Source organism: Gemmatimonadales bacterium, from assembly GCA_036265815.1.
Lineage (GTDB): Bacteria > Gemmatimonadota > Gemmatimonadetes > Gemmatimonadales > GWC2-71-9 > CAVVWJ01.
This window is the reverse complement of record DATAOI010000005.1, coordinates 112,426-133,632: the sequence shown is the minus strand read 5'-3', so window position 1 is coordinate 133,632 and position 21,207 is coordinate 112,426. Positions and strand designations below refer to the sequence as shown.

General features: G+C 66.6%; 17 protein-coding genes and 1 tRNA gene. 6 read left to right on the top strand and 12 right to left on the bottom strand.

All coding sequences use genetic code 11. From position 1 onward, the window contains the following. Positions 1 to 25 precede the first annotated feature (25 nt). Both VHR41_01125 and VHR41_01120 read right to left on the bottom strand, forming a co-directional pair. Positions 26 to 490: a redoxin domain-containing protein gene (locus tag VHR41_01125; protein ID HEX3232766.1), complete on the bottom strand. Its 465-nt coding sequence runs from the start codon at positions 488 to 490 to the stop codon at positions 26 to 28. Between the two features lies 1 nt (position 491). After that, positions 492 to 1,127 carry a superoxide dismutase gene (locus VHR41_01120; GenBank protein HEX3232765.1) on the bottom strand — a complete coding sequence of 212 codons (636 nt, stop codon included), beginning with the start codon at positions 1,125 to 1,127 and terminating at the stop codon, positions 492 to 494. Positions 1,128 to 1,514: 387 nt separating this feature from the next. Here VHR41_01120 and VHR41_01115 point away from each other — a divergent pair, with 387 nt between their 5' ends. The 3 genes from VHR41_01115 to VHR41_01105 all read left to right on the top strand — a co-directional run bounded on the left by VHR41_01115 (position 1,515) and on the right by VHR41_01105 (position 3,340). Beyond that, on the top strand, positions 1,515 to 2,525 hold the full coding sequence (locus VHR41_01115) for a rod shape-determining protein (GenBank protein HEX3232764.1): 1,011 nt from the start codon (positions 1,515 to 1,517) through the stop codon (positions 2,523 to 2,525). A 258-nt stretch (positions 2,526 to 2,783) separates the two neighbouring features. Further along, the gene (locus VHR41_01110) at positions 2,784 to 2,909 is read left to right on the top strand and encodes a hypothetical protein (protein ID HEX3232763.1); all 126 of its coding nucleotides are present in this window, start codon (positions 2,784 to 2,786) and stop codon (positions 2,907 to 2,909) included. A 2-nt stretch (positions 2,910 to 2,911) separates the two neighbouring features. Beyond that, complete coding sequence (locus tag VHR41_01105) at positions 2,912 to 3,340, top strand: response regulator (protein HEX3232762.1); 429 nt, start codon at positions 2,912 to 2,914, stop codon at positions 3,338 to 3,340. On the opposite strand, the gene VHR41_01100 is transcribed toward VHR41_01105, so the two are convergent. Beyond that, the gene (locus tag VHR41_01100; protein HEX3232761.1) at positions 3,281 to 3,736 is read right to left on the bottom strand and encodes a response regulator; all 456 of its coding nucleotides are present in this window, start codon (positions 3,734 to 3,736) and stop codon (positions 3,281 to 3,283) included. The genes VHR41_01105 and VHR41_01100 overlap by 60 nt on opposite strands. Positions 3,737 to 4,000: 264 nt before the next feature. Here VHR41_01100 and VHR41_01095 point away from each other — a divergent pair, with 264 nt between their 5' ends. Beyond that, entirely contained in the window at positions 4,001 to 5,086 is a 1,086-nt protein-coding gene (locus VHR41_01095; GenBank protein ID HEX3232760.1) for a hypothetical protein, read from the top strand. 2 nt (positions 5,087 to 5,088) lie between these two features. Here the strand turns inward: VHR41_01095 and VHR41_01090 are convergent, their stop codons facing one another. The 4 genes from VHR41_01090 to VHR41_01075 form a co-directional block, all read right to left on the bottom strand. Then, positions 5,089 to 6,234, bottom strand: a complete 1,146-nt coding sequence (locus tag VHR41_01090) for a serine hydrolase domain-containing protein (GenBank protein HEX3232759.1) — start codon at positions 6,232 to 6,234, stop codon at positions 5,089 to 5,091. A gap of 186 nt (positions 6,235 to 6,420) precedes the next feature. Beyond that, a complete protein-coding gene (locus VHR41_01085; GenBank protein ID HEX3232758.1) occupies positions 6,421 to 7,626 on the bottom strand; it encodes a heparan-alpha-glucosaminide N-acetyltransferase domain-containing protein in 1,206 nt (401 codons plus the stop codon). Positions 7,627 to 8,528: 902 nt separating this feature from the next. Beyond that, positions 8,529 to 8,601, bottom strand: a tRNA-Ala gene (locus tag VHR41_01080). Next, entirely contained in the window at positions 8,592 to 9,011 is a 420-nt protein-coding gene (locus tag VHR41_01075; protein ID HEX3232757.1) for a hypothetical protein, read from the bottom strand. The genes VHR41_01080 and VHR41_01075 overlap by 10 nt, the downstream gene beginning before the upstream one ends. 145 nt (positions 9,012 to 9,156) lie before the next feature. On the opposite strand from VHR41_01075, the gene VHR41_01070 reads away from it, so the two are divergent. Next, a complete protein-coding gene (locus VHR41_01070) occupies positions 9,157 to 9,600 on the top strand; it encodes a hypothetical protein (GenBank protein ID HEX3232756.1) in 444 nt (147 codons plus the stop codon). A gap of 593 nt (positions 9,601 to 10,193) precedes the next feature. On the opposite strand, the gene VHR41_01065 is transcribed toward VHR41_01070, so the two are convergent. The 5 genes from VHR41_01065 to VHR41_01045 all read right to left on the bottom strand — a co-directional run bounded on the left by VHR41_01065 (position 10,194) and on the right by VHR41_01045 (position 18,116). Beyond that, positions 10,194 to 10,697: a DinB family protein gene (locus tag VHR41_01065; protein ID HEX3232755.1), complete on the bottom strand. Its 504-nt coding sequence runs from the start codon at positions 10,695 to 10,697 to the stop codon at positions 10,194 to 10,196. Positions 10,698 to 10,767: 70 nt separating this feature from the next. Further along, the gene (locus tag VHR41_01060) at positions 10,768 to 12,255 is read right to left on the bottom strand and encodes a L,D-transpeptidase family protein (GenBank protein ID HEX3232754.1); all 1,488 of its coding nucleotides are present in this window, start codon (positions 12,253 to 12,255) and stop codon (positions 10,768 to 10,770) included. Positions 12,256 to 12,571: 316 nt separating this feature from the next. Further along, a complete protein-coding gene (locus VHR41_01055; GenBank protein ID HEX3232753.1) occupies positions 12,572 to 14,509 on the bottom strand; it encodes a M15 family metallopeptidase in 1,938 nt (645 codons plus the stop codon). Between the two features lie 394 nt (positions 14,510 to 14,903). Continuing rightward, positions 14,904 to 17,882 carry a UvrD-helicase domain-containing protein gene (locus tag VHR41_01050; protein ID HEX3232752.1) on the bottom strand — a complete coding sequence of 993 codons (2,979 nt, stop codon included), beginning with the start codon at positions 17,880 to 17,882 and terminating at the stop codon, positions 14,904 to 14,906. 66 nt (positions 17,883 to 17,948) lie between these two features. Continuing rightward, the gene (locus VHR41_01045) at positions 17,949 to 18,116 is read right to left on the bottom strand and encodes a hypothetical protein (protein HEX3232751.1); all 168 of its coding nucleotides are present in this window, start codon (positions 18,114 to 18,116) and stop codon (positions 17,949 to 17,951) included. Between the two features lie 206 nt (positions 18,117 to 18,322). Between VHR41_01045 and VHR41_01040 the strand changes: the two genes are divergently transcribed. Beyond that, complete coding sequence (locus tag VHR41_01040) at positions 18,323 to 21,091, top strand: PAS domain S-box protein (protein HEX3232750.1); 2,769 nt, start codon at positions 18,323 to 18,325, stop codon at positions 21,089 to 21,091. Positions 21,092 to 21,207: the final 116 nt, after the last annotated feature.

Sequence of the window (21,207 nt, the reverse complement as noted above, 5' to 3'; positions counted from 1 at the left end):
TTGGATGGCGAGCTGACGGTCAGGACTATGATTGTAGGGCGCGGAGCTGCTGAAGCAGCTCCGCGTTCTCGCGCCGGGTGCCGGTCGAGTCCTCGGCGAAGGTCCAGCGGACCTTGCCGAATGCGTCCACCAGGACGTAGGCGCGGTTGGAGAAGAACTTGTCCTCCAGGAGCGTGCCGTACGCCCGGCTCACGTCCCGCTTGAAATCGCTCAGCAGATCGATGCCGATCCGCTCCTTGGCCTTGAACTCCTTGAGGGTCGGCACCGAGTCGACGCTGATCGGCAGCACCTCGGTGCCCGCGCTCCGGAACTGGTCGTAGTCCTCGGTGAAGGCATCCATCTCCTGGGTACACACCCGGGTGAAAGCGAGGGGGAAGAACGCCAGGAGCACGTTCTTCCCCCGTAGCTTGGACAACGTCACCTCGGCGCCCGAGGTGGACGGAAGGGTGAAATCAGGCGCGAGCGACCCGACCGCCGGGAGCGCCCCCACCTCAGCGCGCTACCTTCTCGTACCGTCTGGCCACCTGTTCGTAGCGCTTCCCCACCTCGGTCCAGTTCACCACGTTCCACCAGGCGGTGACGTAGTCGGGGCGGCGGTTCTGGTATTTGAGGTAATAGGCGTGCTCCCAGACATCGCAGCCGAGGACGGGGATCTTGCCGCTCATGAGCGGGCTGTCCTGGTTGGGGGTGCTCTCGATGGCCAGGGTGCCAGTCCGGTCGAGGGTGAGCCAGCCCCAGCCGCTGCCGAACCGCCCGGCGCAGGCCTTGGCGAACTGCTCCTTGAACTGGGCCAGCCCGCCGAAGGTCTTCTGGATGGCGTCGGCGAGCGCGCCGGCCGGCTCCTTGGCACCGCCGGGCGTCATGATCTCCCAGAAGAAGGTGTGGTTGACGTGGCCGCCGGCGTTGTTGCGGACCGGCGTCCGGATGGCCTCCGGCACGGCGTCGAGGTTACCGACCAGCTCCTCGACCGACTTCTTCTGCAGATCCGGATGCGGCTCCAGCGCCGCATTCAGGTTGTTGACATACGTGGCGTGGTGCTTGTCGTGATGGATCCGCATCGTCTGTTCATCGATATGCGGCTCGAGCGCCTTGTAGTCGTACGGGAGGGGGGGAAGGGAGAATGCCATGACCGACTCCTCAGGAAAAAACCGCAGGATCCCAATGACCTGTCCGTCTCAAGCCGCGAAATATGAATCTGGCCCCGAGAGGGGTCAACGAGCCGCCCGGGTCGGCTGCCCGATCTGGATCACATTTTGCACCGATAACCTCGAGAGATCGTGTGTCTTGAGGTGAGGCGCCCGCCCTTCCTCGCAGAAGCACAACTCGACATCCGAAGCCCGTAATCCGAGTACGCGTTGCCCGGGTGAAACGCAAGCCGTGCAGGTTATCTGCAAGGTCCGACCTGTGAGCCGAAGGAATCCGAGCCCGTGACCGTCGCCATCGAACCCGTCGTCTCCAGCGTCGCCGGGGCCCAGGAGGGCCAGGAGCGGCGGCGGCAACTCCCCAAGCGCAAGCTGTGGCGTCCGGCCTCCGAGCTCGCCGTCGATCTCGGCACGGCCAACACCCTGGTGCTGGTGAAGGGCGAGGGCGTGGTGCTGAACGAGCCCTCGGTGGCGGCGGTCGACCAGGCCACCGGGAATATCCTGGGCATCGGCCTCGAGGCCAAGCGGATGCTGGGACGGACACCGGACGGCATCCTGGCGGTCCGGCCGATGAAGGACGGGGTCATCGCGAACTTCGAGGTGGCGGAGAAGATGCTCCGTCACTTCCTGCGGCTGATCATCGACCGCACCATCATCAAGGTCAAGCCGACCGTGATCGTGTGCGTCCCCTCCGGGATCACCGAGGTCGAGCGCCGCGCGGTCCGGGACTCGGCCCGCTCGGCCGGGGTCAAGCGGCTGCTGATGGTCGCGGAGCCGATGGCGGCCGCGATCGGCGTGGGTCTGCCGGTGGAGACGCCGGTGGGTAGCATGGTGGTCGACATCGGCGGCGGGACCACCAACGTCGCGGTGATCGCGCTCTCCGGGATCGTGTGTGACGCCTCGATTCGGACCGGCGGTGACGAGTTGGATCAGTCCATCGTCCAGTTCATGCGGAAGACCTACAGCCTGCTGATCGGGGATCCGACGGCGGAGCGGGTGAAGATCCGGCTGGGGTCGGCGGTGCCACTCGAGCCCGAGGAAGAGATGGACGTGAAGGGTCGGGACCTGGTGTCCGGGCTTCCCAAGACAGTGCGGGTCGACTCGGGCGGGGTCCGCGACGCTATCCAGGAGCCGATCTCACGGATCGTCAATGCCGTACGCCGGGCGCTGGAGATGACCCCGCCGGAGCTCGCCAGCGACATCCTGGAGCACGGCATCGTGCTCACCGGCGGGGGCTCCCTCATCCGAGGACTGGATCAGCTGCTGATGGACGAGACCGGGCTGCCGGTGCGGGTCGACGACGACCCATTGACCTCCGTCGTCCGCGGCACCGGGCGCATCCTGGATGACTACGTCCGCTACGGGAACGTGCTGACGACCTGAGTTGCACGCCGGGAGCTGCTACCCGGCGGCCTCCCCCCATCCACCGGCGGCAACGTCCAACCTGACGAGGCCGTCGGTGGATGGTTTTTGTGTGGGAAGCAAGCCACAGATGGGGCCGTGGCCTTGTGCGCAAGTGCGGGCGCAGCCCGGCCCCTGGCAACGGCTTGCCAACAGTTGCATGGCTGCTCGGAGCCGGATCTGGCTTGGCATGTGACTGGCGTTTATCGAGATACGACAGCCCATCCCAAGGAGCGTTCCATGCAGTCGCCGCGGCTCTTCCTGCTCACCCTTGGCGCGCTCACCCTGAGCGCCTCCAGTGGACCGGCAGGCGAGACGACGTCCAGCCCCGAGGTCCCGCCCTCCCAGACCACCTCGGGACGGTAACCATGGACCGGGTCACGGAGGTTCTTCTCATCGAGGACGAGGCGCTCGACCGTGAGCTGGTCCAGGAGGTCCTGGCGCTCAAGGGTCGCGGTCGGTTCAAAGTCACCGAGGCCAGCGACCTTACGGCGGGGTTGAGTCTCTTGCAGGCTCGGCCGTTCGACCTGGTGATGCTGGATACCCGGCTGCGGAATGCGTCGGCGCTGAGCGCGCTCCGGGCCATTGGCGAGCATGCCCCACAGACCCCGATCCTGCCGCACGCGACCTTCATCACGCCTCCGGTGCGCCACGCCGCGCTTCAGCGGGGCGCGTTCGACGTGGCGGGCCGCGGCGACCTCGACCCGATGTGGAGCGCCGTGCGAAACCTGTTGAGCCTAGGTGCGGACGGCGCCGTGCTCGGCCGAGTGGCGAGTGAGCGCACCGTCCCCGTGTGAGCGGGCGCCGGTGGCCGCGGCGAGCATGCTGCCGACGAGCTCGCAGAGCTGGTCCGCCCCGAACGGCTTCTGCAGAATCGGTCCGGGGAGATAGGCCGGCCGATAGCGCGGGAAATGGCCGGTCATGAAGATCACCAGCACGTCCGGATAGCGTCGCGCCAGCGTTCTCGCCAGCTCCTCCCCTCCCACACCGGCCATCTCGAGATCCAGGATCGCGATGTCCGGCAGCCGCCTCAAACCCTCCAGGATAGTTATCGCGCTCTCGCCGTCGGCCGCGGTGCGGATGTCGTAGCCCCGGTCGGTGAGAGTGCGGGCCATGACCTGGCGGACGGAGGGCTCATCGTCAACCAGAAGAACCAAAGGGCGGTCGGAGGACTCACCGATCGGGGAAGCCATGACAAGCTCGCTTGCGGAAGGAGGCGCGGGGGGACTTCCAATGTATGGCGGTCGCGGAATTGCGAAAGAGGCGCGGTGGCCTTGGAGGCCGCGGGCGAGGGTGATTTTCCGGTGGGCAATCGAGTGAGACAACTCAAGATACGTGACACCGGGAGGTCAGGTGATTCCCCGGTGATTCTGGCGTGAGTCCCGGCCATAGACTGGTCGCGGTAGCAACCGACCCCCGGCTGACGTGCTTTCGCCAATCAACGTACGAGGTTCTCAATGCGGTACTCGAACAGCCTGCTCCCCACGCTCCTGATCACGACCGCCGCCTTCGGCCTTGCCGCCTGCGACGGCGACACGCCGACCGACCCGAGCGCTCCTATCGCGGCCAAGTCCATCGCCGTCCCGTCCCGCAAGCTCGCCTTCACCACCACCCGCGATGGCGACGGCGAGGTGTACGCGATGAACGCCAACGGGACCGGCCAGGTCAACCTGACCAGCAATCCTGGCGAGTCGGACTACCGGCCGGCATGGTCGCCCAACGGCAAGAAGATCGCCTTCCTGCGGGGCTTCCATCTCTTCATCATGAACGGCGACGGCACCGGACTGCAGGACCTCACGGGCGCAGCGGGATTCCTGCCCAGTGCGCAGCCCGTCTGGTCGCCCGACGGCTCGACCATCCTGTTCTCGATGGGGCCGTCACAGGGACCCTCGGGGCTCGACGTCTGGCGGGTGCACCCGGACGGCAGCGGTTTGGTCAACGTGACGGCGGATGGCCTGTTCAACGGCGATGCCGGATGGTCCCCCGACGGGAGCCGGATCGTGTATATCCGCAATACCAGCGACGGCGTGAGTCAGACGGAGGACCGCGGCATCCACAGCATCGCGCCGGATGGCACCGGCCGTATCCAGCTCACGGCCAGCGAGCGCGACTCCAAGCCGGCCTGGTCGCCGAACGGAAGTCAGATCGCGTTCACTCGCTCGACGGGGCCGGGTGCCGACGATGAGATCTTCGTCATGAACACCAACGGCGGGAGCGTCACCAACATCACCAACGACCCGGCGGATGACGAGCTGCCGGTGTGGTCGCCCGACGGCAGCAAGATCCTGTTCCTGAGCCCCCGCTCGGGGAGCTGGCAGCTGTATACCATGGGAGCGACCGGCAATAACCTGAGCCAGCTCACGGCGACGGATCACACCGGCCCGGGCGTGTGGTCGCCGGATGGTGCGTACATCGCTTTCACTCGCCGCCCGGAGGCCGGGAACAAGTTCAGCGTCTGGACCATGACGGCCTCCGGCGACGACGAAACCGTGGTGAGCACCGGTGGCAACAACTCGGACCTGACGTGGAAAGGCATGCGATAGCGCTAATGCGCAGGAGGGCCCCGGGGAACGTCCCCGGGGCTACTCCCTGCCCTCGGAGTGGAGTACAGGACGTCGGCCAGACCAGCCGTCAAGGCCGGCACCTGATGGCTCATGTGGTTGTCCAGCACGATCACGACGCAATCTTCGGACGGCATGCGCCAGAATCCGCTGGTGAACCCATAGATCGTGCCGCCGTGTTGGATGACCGTGGTGGGGCGACCCCCGAGGGACTGGGTGCCGATGAAGACACCGTAGCCGTATGCGCCGAGCGGCAGCCCGGTCGGGAGGTGCGGCGCGACCATGGCGGCGGCATCTGCCGTATCTCGGAACACCCGACCCGCACGCAGGAGCTCCGCCCAGCGCAGCAGGTCGTGGGCGCTCGAGCGGAGCATCCCGGCGGAGAAGACCGTCGAGGGATCGATGAAGGGGGCGTTCCGGACTCCGTCGGCCGTTCGGATGTACCCTGAGGCCCGCCGCTCGGTGATCTCTGCGGGGTCATCGTACCCGGTATCGTTGAGGCCGAGCGGGATCAGCAGGTGCTGGCGCAGCGCTGCGGCGTAGGTCGTGTCCGTCACCCGCTCGATGATGGCGCCGAGCACGACGTAGCCGGAATTGGAGTACTCCCACTTCGAGCCGGGTGGGAACGCGAGCGGAAGCGTGTCGAACAGCGCCAGGAGCTCGCGGGTCGTATGCGCACGTGTGGCGTGGTCCTCGTAGAACCGTGGCAGCCCGGGATAGTCCGGCAGCCCGGAGCTATGGGTCAGCAGGTGCTCGAGCGTGATTTGCTCTCCCTGCGGCCGGGGATAGTCCGGCAGATAGTCCACGATGTGCCCATCGAGCCGCAGCTTGCCTGACTCCACCAGGCGAAGCACCAGGGCGGCCGTGAACTGCTTCGTGGTCGAGGCGATGCGGAAGCGGGTCGCGATGGTGTTGGGAACGTGCCACTCGCGATTGGCTTCGCCGAATGCGTGCTGGTACACGATGGCCCCACGAGCGGCGACGAGCACGACGCCGCTGAACTCGCCCCTGGCCACATAGGCGCGCACCAGGGAGTCCAGGCGGGCGGGAAGAGTCGCGGCGTGCTTGGCGGGCGGCCCGGCCTGCAGCGTCGAAAGGGTGGCGAGGGCGCAGAGTACGCTCACGGCCATGGAGATGACTCCGGACTGGTGAGGACGTCGCTGGTGTGGAGCCGGCGGGAGGAATCCGCGCCGCGGGCGTCAGAGTGGACGCGCGAGCGTTTCCTGGTCACACGTGGCTGCAATCCCTACCCGGCGTTGGAGCCCGCCACGGAGCGACTGCTGCGACGCCCGGCTTGGACCCCGGCTCTCGCCGCGTCAGAGATAACTCAGCCAAGCCTCGCGGCGGCGCTGCTTCAACGCCGCGAACCACGCGCAGAGCGGATACATCAGGATGACGATGCCGACCCAGATAGCGTAGATCACCGGCAGCGAGTACCCCCAGCCGGGCGGCGGGGTGAAGGGGTAATGCCCGAGGTCGGGAGATTCGAACATCCAATGCGCCGATCCGTAGCGCAGGTAACAGACGGCCACGGCGAGCAGGTGGATGGCCGCGAAGTGCAGCACGTAATAGAAGAGTGGCACCTTCCCGATCAGGAGCGCCGGCCGAAGCAGTCGGGGGGTGCCTCGGTCGACGAGCCCGAGCGCGATCAGCGCCGGACCCAGCGTCATCAACAGGAATGACAGGGACGGCGGATACTTGGTCACATTGAGGAAGGACAGCACCGTAAACCCGGTGGCCGGCATCTGCATCCAGGGCGACGGGTCGCCGTAGGCGTTGATCCCGCGCACCACGATCAACGCGACCGACACCAGCAGCCCCACCCGCACCAGCCATGCGCGCCGGCGACGACCGTCCCACCGATAGACCTGTCCCAGGCCGTAGCCGACGGCCGTCACGCCGATCCAGGGAATCAAGGGATAGGTCGCGAAGACCACATGCTCCGGCGTGTTCAGCACGAAACCGGGGCCATGCAGGATGGCCCACAGCGGATTCGCCGACCGGACCGGGTCCAGCAGGTTGTGCCCCGCGATCAGCACGAGGCCAAATAGAGTGACCACCTGGGCCGGCAGGCGCACCAGCGCCGACAGCGTGATCATGGCCCAGCCCAGCGCCCAGAGCACGAGCAGCATCGTCACCCGATAATCGAGGTTGAACTGGTAGCCCACCGCCCGCATGACCACGAGCTCGAGGAAGATCAGCCACAGCCCGCGGGTGAAGAGAAACCCCGACAGCTCGCCGGGCGATCGGCGCCGGAGCGAGAGGTACGCCCCGGTGCCGGTCAGGAGGAAGAACACCGGCGCGCAGAAGAAGGTGATCCAGCGGGTGAGGAACAGCGCGGCCGAGGCGGTCGTGAGATCCACGGGGTCCTGCCCGGGGATGCCGAAGAAATCCCGCGTGTGATCGAGCGCCATGACGATCATGATCACGCCCCGGACGACATCGATCGACTCGAGCCTGGCGCGGGTCGAAAGAGCGGAGTCGGTCGGCGGGCTGGCTGTGAGGACGGCGGCCGGATTCATCGATCGGGGTATGGGAGACACCGGGATGTGGTCTTCACGGAAGCTCCTGCCAGGCTATAGGCTGGTGCATCTGGTCGTGGGAAGAAAAAATGACCTGTGCATTCACGGTGCGCCAGCGTGGGAGGCGCAGCCGGCAAGGGCCGCCGATTGGAGGCAAAGCGAAGCGGCCCGCTTGCTGGCATGCCGACCTGGTCTCCGCCCTGAAACCGAACCGGACGCGCCCAGTAGCTCCCAGCGCGATCCGACACTGCGAGGAAGGAGCGCTCGCCGCACGCGCAGCGTGCCGCCTCAGGCGGAATCTCGAATGCCGCCTCTCCCTTCTTCGGGATGGAGCGAGCCGTCTTCCTTCGCGGACGCCGCACGTCAGGTACATGTCCACGTCACTGTGGTTGTAGCTGCGGCCGGAAATTCGGATCGGCGCAACCAGCGTTTCTGGGCTTCTGGGTACGACGGCGCAGCCTCCGAGGAACAGCGCCGCGGCGACCCACCAGCCAGGCCGGTATCTGCGGGACCACATAGACCCTCCGGGTTGGTCCGGTGGGGACCGGTAGAAGGAAGGATCTGGGCGCAGCGGGCCATGGCAGTCTCTCCGGTGCGGGTGAGCTTGGGTCCTCAATGGAGAACTGCGGGGGGGGGAGAACCGGAAAACCAGACACAGGGCCGCAGCCCCCACAGGCGCTTCCCCCTGAAGGTCGATGGGGTCCGCTTTCCCGGGGCTGGCCGAGTAAAGTGCCGCCACGAGAAGGGACGAGTCTGGGCCCCAGCCTCAACGGCCACACGGCTCCTGTGCTATATGCAGCCGGACAACGCGGTGCTTTATCGGGTGGTCAGTGAGATTATGAGATTGCAGCGAATGGTGTGCAGGCGTAGCAGCAACCGTAGCGGGCACCCACGTAAGTCAATGGAGCGGACCGGGATCGAACCGGCGACCCCCTGCTTGCAAAGCAGGTGCTCTCCCAGCTGAGCTACCGCCCCAAGTTACTGTCTGAGTGAACTTCTACCGCTTCGGCCTCAGGCGCTACTGCAATGGTGCGGAATAATGGTGCAGATACGCCCTCGCCGGCCTTCGTCACCACCCCAATCCTACGCCGCTCGAAGTGCTGAAGCGGTACTCGACCACCCCGGACCGGTGGCGGAGTGTACCAAGCGGGCCGTACACCGACGCAGCATCTTCCCCGACCCATGCCCCAGGTCACGCGCACCATTCTAGCTTGAATGCGGGCCTTCGGGAACCCGGCACGGATCACCACCCGATCAAACAGGTCGCGCAGATCGCCCATCGGCGCTTCCGGCGTCATGTAAGGCGACGGAAAGATCAGGCGCAGGTCGATCGCCTCCCACGCGACGAACTCCTCGCTCACTCGATCGCGCGCCGACTTCACCACGCGGTCCTCGTCGGTGCCGGGGCATCCTCGCACGCCCTGATGCCATCTCTCAGCCCTTGAGGAGGGCTGTACCAACCCGTAAGCTAGGGGCGCTCCCAACCAACAATTCCGCCAACGGAGGTGCTGGATGCCACGATGCGCGTTCGTGCTGCTCCCACTGCTCCTCGCCCTGCCAATGCAAGAGGCTCATGCGCAAGAACACTACACACTCGGCCCGATCTCACGAATCACCCTTGTCGACATCAAGCCAGGTAAAGGGACAGAGTTCTGGACGGATCTGCGGCAGAATCTTCGTCCCCTTTATGACGAGTACAAGCGGCAGGGGCTGATTCAGGGTTATTCCGTAGGGCTGAAGACCACCGCGGAGGGACCCCAAGACTGGGACGTTGCTGTCATTCTCACGTACAAAAACTGGGCTGCCCTCGATACGTTCGCGACCAAAGGCGACTCTGTATCAATGCGTTATTACGGCACCTATGGCCAACGTAGCCAGGCAGGGGCGAAGCGAAGCGATTTTGGGACAGTAGTCAGTAGCTTCCTTGTCCGAGATGTGACCTTGAAAGAGCTGGCACGGTCAGCCCCAAGGTGAGGCCCGTCAGCCCGCTCAGGCGGGCCAGTGGCCAGTGGCGTTGGGTGGCCGCGGCCGGGCTCTCAGTCCGGAGTTAGCGCGCCTTCTGGCGTTCAGTTAATCTCGGTGTCCCCCGGCGTGCTCGACGAAGCCAACGGAGGGCTCGCGTGCGCTGTGGCTCCAGCAGGAACGGGACCTAGGCGGTGAGGTCGCCGAGCGTGCCGTCGGCCCGGAGCTTGCCGGCGTGGGCCCTTGGGGTGGTTCACGTGAGCCAGTCGGTACCTCCTTGGGCGGTCCGGCGGGCTCTTTTCTCGTAACCCAGATCGAGCAGTTTACTGTTGGCGTCAATTGGCTTTAGGTGGACCACCTAACAGTAAATTGGTGGATTCCAGCCCATGGCGGCCGCCATGAGCCCCAAGATGATTTCGGATTCCTTTTAGTAATGCCCTGTCGCAGCTGCCGAACCCGACTGTGCAGCGATGTGTGCGAAGACGTATACGGAATCGGCGCGAATCTTCCACGAGAACTACGGACGACAGGTGAAGTCTGCGCGGGTGTGCAGGCTTGCCAAGCAGTGCTCTCCGAGCGGGTGCGGCTCGCCGGCGATGAGGCACTCACCGTACCGGCACCCGCCGGGTGTACGACATCGCCGGCTTGTTCAGCTGGCGTCGAAGAAACCCGATCTGCCCCAGGTGGTAAGACTCATGTTGCCCCAGAAACGCGAGCATTCCCACCACGGTGCGGTCGTCCACCGGGAACCGGGGGACGTCGGTCCGGGCCAGCTCGGCAGCGCTCAGCGAGGAAAGGATTGCCTGCAGGTGCGCGCCGATGCCCAGCCAGGCCGCAGAGATCAGCTCCAACGAGGGCAATTCCCTGATCTCCTCGATGCTCCGGACGTCGTCGATGAAGCCGGCGAGCGGATTGGCGAGCGGGTGACCCAAACTCGTCACCAGAAAGTGCCGGGAGTCGGTGAGGTGTGTCGCGAGAAACGCGATGCTGTTGCCGCCCGCGGCCAGGCGGCGCCGCGCCTCTGCCTCGGAGAGGCCGTCCAGGCAGTTGAGGAGAAGATCGGTGTTCAGGTCGAAGATGACCGCGAGCGGCGCGACCTGCGCGTCCATAGGATGCTCCCGAGCGCCAACAAGCGAGCCCGGGATCTCTCAGGAAAGGGGAGCCAGACGGAACGACGCATCATTCAACGAGCTTCTTGAGCTCCTCGCACAGCCCGGGGTCGCCCGGGCTCGGCTTTCCCAGTCTGGCAATCGCCTCGCGATCCTTGCCATATACATCGCGCCGAAAGTTGAGGACGCCGTCTCGGACGAATGCAGTGAGGTATACGATGTAGACTGGCACTGGCCGCGCCAGCGTGACTGTGTTGCTGTCCAGGACTCCCCCCTCATCTGCCGAATGCGGTGTTTCCATCGCCTCCCGGATCTTCTCCTCGTTCCACTCATCCTGCCCCGCCAGCGCATAGTCGGCCAGCTCCACCGGGTTCTCCACCAACACGCAGCCGTGACTCAGCGTCCGCCTCGGCCGCGTAAACAAATCCCGGTCGGGTGTGTCATGCAGATAGACGGCGAACTGGTTTGGAAACATGAACTTCACCAAGCCAAGCTGGTTGGTGCTTCCTGCTTTCTGCCGCATGCGGATTTGCGTGGTGTCCACGCGGGACCAGTTGACCCTGCGCGGGTTAAGCACCAGCGACTCGCGATTGGCATCGACCACCTCGAGATGGTGGCGGACGAGATAGGAGCGCTTCTTCCTGATTTCCGGGATCATCTCCTCGACCAGGATCCGCTGGGGCACGTACCATTCCGGGCGGAAGACCACAAACGTCATCGTGTCCGCGAACACGGGAGTCGCGTCCTGGTATTGGTCGCCCACCATGACCCGCATCTTGAGTACCGGCTTGCCCCGATCGTAGCCATACAGCTCGTATTCGGGAATGTTCACATAGATGTGCCGGGGCTCAAACTCTGCGGGGAGCCAGCGATAGCGCTCCAGGTTGAGCTTGATCTGCTGAATCCGATCCTCGACCGGCACGTTCAGCGCGGCGAGCGTCGCTGCGCCTACGATCCCGTCACTCGGGATTCCATGGCGCGCCTGGAAACGCGCGACCGCCTTGGCCACAGCGCGGTCGTACACTGGCTTTGGCTCCGCCGAACTGCGGAGGTCCCCGGTTGTCCTGAGTCGCCGAAGCAGCGCCGCTACCCGGGCCCCCCGGTCGCCCCGGCGGAGTCTGCTACGGCCCCGCACCTCCGGCCAGCCACCCCGTCGAAAAATTTCGCGGTATTCGGCAAGCGCTCTGACCAGTTCGGCATACTCGGGCTGATGAGGACGGAGGGGAGCCACAATGTCGTGAAACTGTTGCTCCTTCAATGCCGCCCGGAGCGTGCTGTCCACACTCGAGCGCCGCGCCCTGATGTACCACCCGGACGCGACTGCCTTGGGATCGAGCCGGCCAGCGAACAGATCAGCCCCGTACTCGAGGAACCGTCGCGTGAGCTCGAGGTCGAGCACTGCGAATGACTCCGGCCTTTGCTTGACGAGGCTCGGACGTAACCGCTCGAGGGTGCGGCGGAGCTCACCGAGGCGGTAGTCTCCGGAGCGAAGTCCTTCCCGTTCGGCATCACACAGGCTCGCGATCAAGTCCTTGGTTCTCTGCGGGACGTGACGCATTCCGACCCATAGCGGGCGGTACTGCCGATCCTCGTAGATCTGCCTGACCACCTTCCAGCGGATCCCCTCGAGGTATGCCGGAGGTTTTTCGGCCGACACCAGGTTGCGGATCTCTTTGCCGATCGGGTCGGCGCCCCGACGGCACGCAACGGGGCCCAGCGCGACCATGAGGCACGGCCACAGAGTCAGAGCGCGTCGAAGCATGATTGTCATGGGTTGCCAGGAGATCGCGATCTCGCAGCGCTCGGGTGTGAGCCTCGCACTCGGGTGTGAGTCACAGGAATGTGACCACGCGCTAGCGGTCGCTTCCGGATGGCTAGCGAATGACCACGTCGAGCGGCATCGCCCCTTCGAGCGAATAGTTGAAATGCCACCACGCCTGCTCATAGGTACCGAACCCTTCTGACTCCATCGCGCGGACCAGGAGGTGTCGGGAGCGCAGCGCCTCACCGGTGGCATTGGCCAGGTGAGCGGCGGGGGTTAACTCCTCGAAGGCCGTGCCCATCGGGAGCTCGGTACCCGTCGCGAGGTCCACCAAGGTTAGATCCACCGCGACGCCCTGGTTGTGGCGGCTCCGCTTGGCGATGTACCCGCTTTCAAGCAGCTCCCGGCGCCCTGTGCGCTCAGCCCATTCGACCATCGCGAGCGTAGCCCTCACCGGGCGGTACGCGTCGAAGATCCTGAGCCCCAAGCCCTTGCTGCGGAGCCTGGCCTGCACCCGGCCGACTGCGGCGGCCACCTCCGGGCGGAGCAGCGCCCGCGGCGCCTCGTAGCCGGGAAGCGGCGCCCCCGTGAAGTTGTTCGCCGTGGCATAGCGAAGATCGACCTGGATGGTCGAATCGACGGAGCGCACATCGACCAGTAGCTTGTCTGCCGCCGTACCCGATGCAAGACAGCCGTGAACCCGGCCAGGCACAAACCCGCTCGCTCGCGCTTCCTCCTCGGTGCGGAAGTAGATCAGGTCACGAAGCGAGAAGGCCTCCGGACAACTGCTCCGATAATAGAATCGCTCACCGGCGACTGCGACCCATGGGTGTGAGCGCCGGAAGGGGCTGATCTTGGACTCCCGTGCCGAGTCTCGGCTCACAGCGCCATCGGCAGGGCGAGGACCGGATGCGGCGGGGGCAGTTGGGAAGCTCACGGCATTGCGTCGTACCGGGGACGCAGACGAGGGCTTAGTAGGAGGACGCGTCGGGGCCGAGGACGTCGAGGACGAGCCCAATACGGACCCGCGCGGGGGTTGCGTCACGGCCCCGGATTCCTGCACTCGGGGCCGCCTGAGTCCACTGAACGTCAGCCGCTGCGTACTCCAGAGCCACAGTCCAGCCGAAAGAGTAATCAGGACGGCCGCCGCGGCCCCAACCGACACGACCTTGCGCCTAGCGCGCTTCGTTGCCCCGGACCTGAGACGGACTACCTGCTCCGCTGGCGGGGTGATGGCTGCCACGAACTCCGCCACCGTCTGGTAGCGCCTCAGGGGCGAAGGGGTGAGCGCCCGGGAGAGCACGGAGCGGATTGGCTCTGGGAGCCTGACCCCTTCGGCCGGTCGCGTCGGTGGAACTCCGCTGAGCAGGTGATAGAGCACGGCGCCCAGGCTGTACACATCGCTCCGCTCGTCGATTTTCTGGCAGGCGAGTCGTTCCGGGCTGGCATACTCGACCACTCCATCCGCCGCTACTAATGGGGTGGACACCGGGTTCGCCAGAACGGAGGCCTGAGTAAAGCCGATCAGCTTGACCAGGGTGCCCCTGCCGGTCCGGCTCAAGAGGATGGTCTCGGGCGATAGATCCCCGTGAACCCACCGCGCCGCGTGCGCCGCCGTCAGGCCGGCGGCCGTCTGGAAGCAGAGATCCAGAGCTTCATCCTGCGACAAACGGCCCCGCCGGGCCAGAGTTTCCGACAGCAGCTCGCCCTCGCCCCCGAGGTACTCGGCCACGACGTAGACCAGCCCATCAGCGGTCTCGCTCAGGTCATGGATCGCGGCGACATTCGGGTGCTGGATCTGGATCGCCTGGCGGAAGCGCTCCCGCAGCAGTGCAAGCTCGGCCGGGTCGCTGGCACGCGAGCCAAGAAGCAGGACGGCGACTTCGGCGCCGCTCGGGTACACTGCTCTGTAGAGCTTCCCGAACGGGGTGTCGCCTAGGTGCTCCCTGACTCTAATGCCGGCGCCCAGGGTCCGGCCAACCAGGGTGGAATCTCGGCAGGGACTCGTGCCCGGATCGTGCTCGGCTCCGCACTGGGCACAGAGAGTCATGCTCAATGGCGGTTCTCCCCTCGGAGTCTTCTGGCCACACTCGTCACGCTGAAGGTTCCCGAGGTACCGCACGGAGCCACGGCCTCCGCTGCTGCCGTCGGCGGCAGTGGAGGGACTGCTACGCCAAGTGCGGTTGCTTTGACGTGGGTGCGGTAGCGACCAGCATTTACAAGGAGGGCACTTCCTGCACGTCCCAGGGCCGGGCGTGCTCGATGGGCGTCTGGCCGGCCCTGCTGCGCGATCTCAGCTCGGGCTGACCTCATTGATTCGCCTCCGGCACTTCGCGTATTGGAGCAGTAAAGGCATTTGCCGATACGCCTGGCGCTCACGTGACACGGTAAGCTACGGGAACTGGTTAGGCAAGCTGGGACATTGCTGCCCATGAGCGGGCCAGCTACACCAGCTCCGCCTCACCCGACGCGAGCGCTCCATTCCCCGACTCCTCCCCCGGCGCCGCCGAGGTGAGCCCCGCCTCACGGAGAAACAGATCCCCTCCAGAGCTCCATCCCTCCCGCCGCACCGTCCGGGTGAGCACCAGCCGATCCTTCGCCCGCGTCATCCCGACGTACAGCAGCCGGCGCCCCTCCTGGAGCGCCTTGATGTCGTCGCTCTTGAGCTCCCGGTCACCCGGCAGCAGCCGATCCTCCGCTCCGATGATGTACACCCGGGAGAACTCGAGGCCCTTGGTCGCGTGCAGGGTCAGCAGGTTCACCCGGCGCTGGTCCACCTCGGCATCGGCGCTGGTGGAAAGCGCCGCTCGCGCGAGCAGCAGCTCGATGCTCTCCCCGAGCGTCGAGGCCTGGACCGAACCGATCAGCGCGTGCAGGCGCGCCACGGCCGCCGGATACCTGTCGGACGGCGAGCGCTCCGCCCGCAGCCGCTCGAGCAGTCGCACGCCGCCCAGCCGCTCGACGACCACGTCGACCGTCGGCGCATCCGCCCCCGCGGCCTCGCGCTCGTCGGCGTAGACCTCGAGGCAGGTGCTGAACCGCCCCAGCACGGCGGGCACCGCGAGGTCCCGGAGGAGCTGCTCCTCCAGGGTCATCTCCCGGCAGTCATTCAGCGCGAAGGCCAGGCCGAGATAGCCCAGCGAGCTCACCATTGCCGTAATCCGCGCGCGGGCCAGGTTGAGCTCGCCCAGGCGATGCACGACGGCGGCCAGCATGCTCACGTCGTCCAGGGCGTGATGGGCACGCCCCACGTCTACCCCGAACTGCCGCGCCAGGTCCTCGAGCCTGGCGCTGCCCGCGCAGAGGGAGCGTGCCAGCGGCAAGGTGTCGAAGAACACCAGCCGGTCGAGCCCGGGCGCGCCCGCCGCCATCCGGCGAAGCAGCGGGACATCGAACTGCTGGCCGTTGTGCGCCACCAGGACGTCGGACTGCACGAACGCGACGAACTCGGGCCAGATCTCGGCGAAGTACGGCTGCTCGCACACGTCGGCGTCGCGATAACCGTGGACCTTGGTGGCGGCCGCGGAAATCGTCCGCGCCGGGCGCACCAGCCGATGGAACTGATCGACGATCACCCCGTTTCTGACTCGCACCGCCGCGATCTCCACGATCTCGCATTCCCTCGGGTCCTTGCCGGTGGTCTCGAGGTCGAAGGCGACGTAATCCAGCAGGCGGCGTCGTTGATCCCGAGTGGCGAGTAGCTGAGCGGCCTTGAACACCAGGAGCGGCCAGTGCCCCGGCCGCGCATCGGTGGGACCGAGCACGCAGTCGCCGGGCAACGCGGCCTCGCCCGGCGCGAGGGGCAGCACCTCTCCAAAACCGGCGGCGGCGAGGATGCGACCGACGGCGATCTCGACCCCGCGATCCCGCACCAGCCGCACACGCCGGCCGTGGTCCAAGGCATCCGCAAGTCGCCGCGCCAATGCCGGTGCCTCGGGAAATTCGGCCGGATCGGTGAGCTCGGCGGCGTGCTCGTCCAGGGGATTGCGGTAGGGGCCGATCCGCTGCCCCAACAGCTCCTCCACCAGAGTGCCCAAGGACCGGTGCGCCCGCGGCAGGGCAGCCAGATTCTCGACATGGAAGATGAACCGGTAGGCCGCTGGCCGGTCGGGCTCGTCCTTGGTCAGCCCCTGCGCGAGGCGACGCAGATTCTCCAGCAGCTCGGGGGCCGCGGCCGTGCCGCGGGCCTGATCCAGCACATGTCCGGGAAGCAGGCGCTCGGCCAGCGCTTCCATGGCGAACGGGTCGTCCGGCGAATGGATCAGGCGAAGCGAGGCGATGACATACGCGATCACCTCGTCGTCCAGTAGCGCCTGGCCGGTGGCGAGCCGGCAGGGAATGTCCGCCTGCAGGAGCTGGGTCTCGAGGTACTGGCCGAGCGCGTGCTGGCGGTAGAGCAGCGCATACTCGCCCCACTCGAGGCCGGACGCCGAGCGGTCGCGCCGCAGATCGGCGATGACCCAGCTTGCCTCCAGGGCCTCGTCATCGAACACCAGCGCGGCCACGTCGTGCTCGGAAGGCCGGTCGGCCTCGATGCGCTTATCGAACAGGCAGGGATTGCAGCCGATGAGCCGTCGCGCCACGTCGAAGATCTGGATCGAGCACCGTCGGTTGTGATTGAGCACCGCCGGGTCGCCGATCGCGAACTCGGTCCGGAAGCGATCGAGGATGTGCGGGTCGGCCCCGGTCCAGGAGAAGATCGACTGCTCGTCGTCGCCCACGACGAAGCAGTTGCGGTGCCCCGCGGCGATGCGGGTGATCACCTCGTACTGCGCGAGACTCAGATCCTGGAACTCATCGACCAGCACGTGGTCCCAGCGGGCGCGCGTGGCCGCGGCCGCCTCCGGGGAGGAGCGCAGCACCTCGGCCGTCAAGCCAATGAGGTCATCGAAATCGACCAGGTGCCGCCGCTGGAGCGCGGCGCGATAGCGGTCGTGCAGGTCCTGATCGCTGGCGCTGAGCTGATACTGCTGCAGCCGATGCCGGCCAAACAGCGCGAGGAGCGCGGGGTGACGCTTTTTCGGGATCTTGAGCCGCTGGAGCACCCGGCGCTGGTCGTCCGGGCTCGCGATGCCGAACCCACGCGCCAGACCTACCGCGTCGGAATGGGCACGCAGCACCGAATGACAGAGCGCGTGCAGCGTGCCGCGGGTGATCTCGTCCGCTCCGACGCCGATGGCCTCGCGGAGGCGGTGGGCAATCTCGTCGGCTGCCTTGTTGGTGAAGGTGACCGCGCAGATCCGGCCCGGCGGCACCTCATGGTGCTGGATGAGGTGCCGGATGCGCTCGATCAGGCAGAACGTTTTGCCCGCGCCCGGTCCGGCCACGACCAGCATCGGCCCCAGGGGGGCCTCGATGGCGCGGCGTTGCGCTGCCGTGGGCGATGGGGGCGACGCGGTTCGGCCGGCGGTCAGGCGCCACACTTTGAAGGAGACGCCAGAATCTACGGGTCGGAGGAGCGCACCACCAGTTCGCCCGGGCTGGCCTCGTCAGTGATGGACGGACAGCACCGCGATCGACAGGTACTCGGCTACGACGGCCGTCCACAGCATGAGCCGCCGCATGTTTGGCTTGGAGACGAGTGCCCGGCAGAAGGGGCAGTAGACCGTGTCGCGGCGTACCGCGATTCCGCACGATGGGCAGGTGATCTGTGGCATCCTGACCCTCCGCATCGCATTGCCCAGGGGAGAGTGAGAATCACCCGAAGGGCGTGGGCCGTCAAGGCCTGAGCGTGACTTGCGTCACCACCGGTTGCTCTCAAATGTGACAAGATGGTCACTTGGGGTATTGTGAACCAGAAGCTCGGTGACCGCCGGGACCACTGAACAATGCAGATTTCCTCACCCATAACGGGGACTCCCGCGTGCGTGTCGATGAACCAGCCTCGGTAGAGGCACCCGCGGCTGGCCTGGATGAGCTCGAGCGCGAGCTGGTCCAGCTCCGTGCCGACCTCGTCGCCGCCCGCCAGGAACATCGGGAGTCCACCGACTTCTTCGACAACGCCACGGTCCCGCTGCACTGGGTGGGACCGGACGGCACGATTCTGCGTGCCAATCAGGCGGAGCTCGACCTGTTGGGCTACGCCCGGTCGGAATACGTCGGCCGCAACGTGACGGAGTTCCATCTCGAGCGGCCGGTGGTCGACGAGCTGCTGGCCCGCCTCCGGGCCGGTGACGTGGTCCGCGAGTTCCCCTCCCGGCTCCGCTGCAAGGACGGCTCGGTGCGCGACGTCCTGATCGACTCGAGCGGCTACCGGGACAGCGGCCGCTTCATCCATTCCCGTTGCGTCACTCGCGACGTCACGGACCAATTGCGAGCCGAAGATGACCTGCACCGCAATCAGGCGCGCCTCCGGCTTGCGGCTCAAGCCACCCAGGACCTGATCTGGGACTGGGACCTGGTGAATGGCCGGGTCGCCTGGGAGGGTCCCACCGACAGTTTCTTCCCGCACCGGCCGGGCGAGCCCGGCCTGGCCGGCAACCCCTACCAGCTCTGGGCGCGCCGGGTCCATCCGGACGACCTGGCAGTGACCGAGGCGGCCTCCCGCGCTGCCTTCGAGAGCGGGGCGGAGTCCTGGAAGCAGGAATACCGCTTCCGGCGTGCCGATGACTCCTGGGCGCATATCCTGGAACGGGCGTTCGTGGTCCGCGACGCCCGGGGGAAGGCCGTCCGGGCCGTGGGAGCGATGCAGGATGTCAGCCGGCGGCGCGAGACCGAGGAGGCCACGACCCGCCTTGCCGCCATCGTCGCCTCGTCCACCGACGCGATCATCGGCAAGACGCCCGACGGCATCGTCACCAGCTGGAATGCCGCCGCCGAGCAGATCTTCGGGTACCGCGCGAGCGAGATCGTGGGCCGGTCGATCTTCCTGCTGATCCCCCCGGAGCTGCACCATGAAGAGCAGTCGGTGCTGGATCAGATTCGGCGAGGAGAGCGGGTCGAATTCTCCGAGACCGAGCGGATCAGAAAAGACGGCACCCGGATCTACATCTCGGTCACGGTCTCACCCATCCGGGATTCGTCCGGAGTGGTCATCGGGGCGTCCTCGATCAAGCGCGACGTTACCGAGCGGAAGCGCGCGGCCGCGGAGCTGGCGCGCCGGGAAGAGCGGTACCGTGCGCTGGTGACAGCCACCAGCTCCATCGTGTGGACCAGCGACCCGGAGGGACGGTTCAGCGAGCCGCAGCCGTCCTGGGAGGAGTACACCGGACAGTCATGGACCGAGCATGCCGGCTTCGGCTGGCTGGACGCCCTGCATCCCGACGACCGTGAGTCGGTGCTGGCCGCGTGGCTTCGGGCCCGCACCAACCGGTCCATTCTCGAGGCCCGAGGGCGAGTCTGGATGGAGGCGCACCACCGATACCGTCATTTCATCACCCGGGCGGCACCGGTGCTCGCGGCCGACGGCTCGGTCCGGGAGTGGATCGGCACGGTGACGGATGTGGAGAATCGCTGGGTGGCCGAAGAGCGGTTGCGGCAGGCGGAACGCATGGAATCGGTGGGCCGGCTGGCAGGCGGTATCGCCCATGAGGCGAATAATCAGATGACGGTGGTGCTCGGCGCCTCCGAATTTCTCCTCCGGCGCCTCCAGTTTCCCGAGGCGCGCGAGGACGTCGAGCATATCCGCCGCGCCGCCCACCGGACCGCGGCGATCACCCAGCAGCTGCTCGCCTTCAGCCGCCGCCAGGTGCTGCAGCCGCAGATCGTGGACTTGAACGCTGTGATCACCAGCATGCAGCCGATCCTCCAGCGTGCCCTGGGCGAGCTGTCCCGGCTGGTGCTGCGGCAGGCCGCCGATCTGGGTCCGGTCAAGGCCGATCCGGGCCAGCTCGACCAGGTGCTGCTCAACCTGACGCTCAACGCGAAAGACGCGATGCCCAACGGTGGCGTCCTCACCATCGAGACGCAGAACGTGATGCTGGGCAAGGCCTACGGAGCAAGCAAGGGGGTCGAGAGCCTGGCACCGGGGCCCTACGCCATGATCATGGTCGGCGACACCGGCCGGGGCATGGATCGGGCGACGCTGGACCACATCTTCGAGCCGTTCTTCACCACCAAGGACGTGGGCGAGGGCACCGGTCTGGGCCTGGCCACCGTGTACGGCATCGTGAAGCAGACCGGCGGGTTTGTCTGGGTCTACAGCGAGCCGGGTCACGGCACGGCTTTCAAGATCTATCTGCCGCTGTTCGTCTCTCCTGCCGAGACGACGTCCGCGCCGGTACCCGCCCCTGCCGAGGGTGGCAGCGAGGTGATCCTGCTGGCCGAGGACGAAGCGTCGGTCCGCGCCATTCTCGCCCGCTCGCTCCGGGAGTACGGCTACACCGTGCTGGAAGCGGTCGACGGCGCCGAGGCCCTGGAGCTCGCCCGGCAGCAGCTCGCCCCGCCGGCCCTGGTCATCGTGGATGTGGTCATGCCGGGCATGGGCGGCCGGGAGCTGGCGGAACACCTGGCGGCCCGCTGGCCCGGGATTCCCGTGCTCTTCACCTCCGGGTACACCGGGCTCGACGCCGTGAGCCGGGGCCTCTTGCAGGAACACCAGAACTTCATGCAGAAGCCGCTCGAACCGGAGGCGCTGGCCCGCATGGTCCGCCAGATGATCGACGCCAGGAGGTCTCCCGCCCAGCCCACCTGACCTGGCCAGGGCTAAGTTGCATCGAAAATGTCGCTCGGTTGTGACTCAGGTCCCAGAGTTTTGGGCCGGAGTGTTCATTGGTTGGCTACCGCCCCTCTTCGTGGAGAGGGTCTTTC

What these genes read in the sequence shown, in the direction of transcription:
- VHR41_01120 (HEX3232765.1), bottom strand. Translation starts at nt 1,127, where the DNA reads ATGGCATTCTCCCTTCCCCCCCTCCCGTACGACTACAAGGCGCTCGAG.
- VHR41_01110 (HEX3232763.1), top strand. Translation starts at nt 2,784, where the DNA reads ATGCAGTCGCCGCGGCTCTTCCTGCTCACCCTTGGCGCGCTCACCCTG.
- VHR41_01105 (HEX3232762.1), top strand. Translation starts at nt 2,912, where the DNA reads ATGGACCGGGTCACGGAGGTTCTTCTCATCGAGGACGAGGCGCTCGAC.
- VHR41_01100 (HEX3232761.1), bottom strand. Translation starts at nt 3,736, where the DNA reads ATGGCTTCCCCGATCGGTGAGTCCTCCGACCGCCCTTTGGTTCTTCTG.
- VHR41_01095 (HEX3232760.1), top strand. Translation starts at nt 4,001, where the DNA reads ATGCGGTACTCGAACAGCCTGCTCCCCACGCTCCTGATCACGACCGCC.
- VHR41_01090 (HEX3232759.1), bottom strand. Translation starts at nt 6,234, where the DNA reads ATGGCCGTGAGCGTACTCTGCGCCCTCGCCACCCTTTCGACGCTGCAG.
- VHR41_01085 (HEX3232758.1), bottom strand. Translation starts at nt 7,626, where the DNA reads ATGAATCCGGCCGCCGTCCTCACAGCCAGCCCGCCGACCGACTCCGCT.
- VHR41_01065 (HEX3232755.1), bottom strand. Translation starts at nt 10,697, where the DNA reads ATGGACGCGCAGGTCGCGCCGCTCGCGGTCATCTTCGACCTGAACACC.
- VHR41_01060 (HEX3232754.1), bottom strand. Translation starts at nt 12,255, where the DNA reads ATGCGTCACGTCCCGCAGAGAACCAAGGACTTGATCGCGAGCCTGTGT.
- VHR41_01055 (HEX3232753.1), bottom strand. Translation starts at nt 14,509, where the DNA reads ATGACTCTCTGTGCCCAGTGCGGAGCCGAGCACGATCCGGGCACGAGT.
- VHR41_01045 (HEX3232751.1), bottom strand. Translation starts at nt 18,116, where the DNA reads ATGCCACAGATCACCTGCCCATCGTGCGGAATCGCGGTACGCCGCGAC.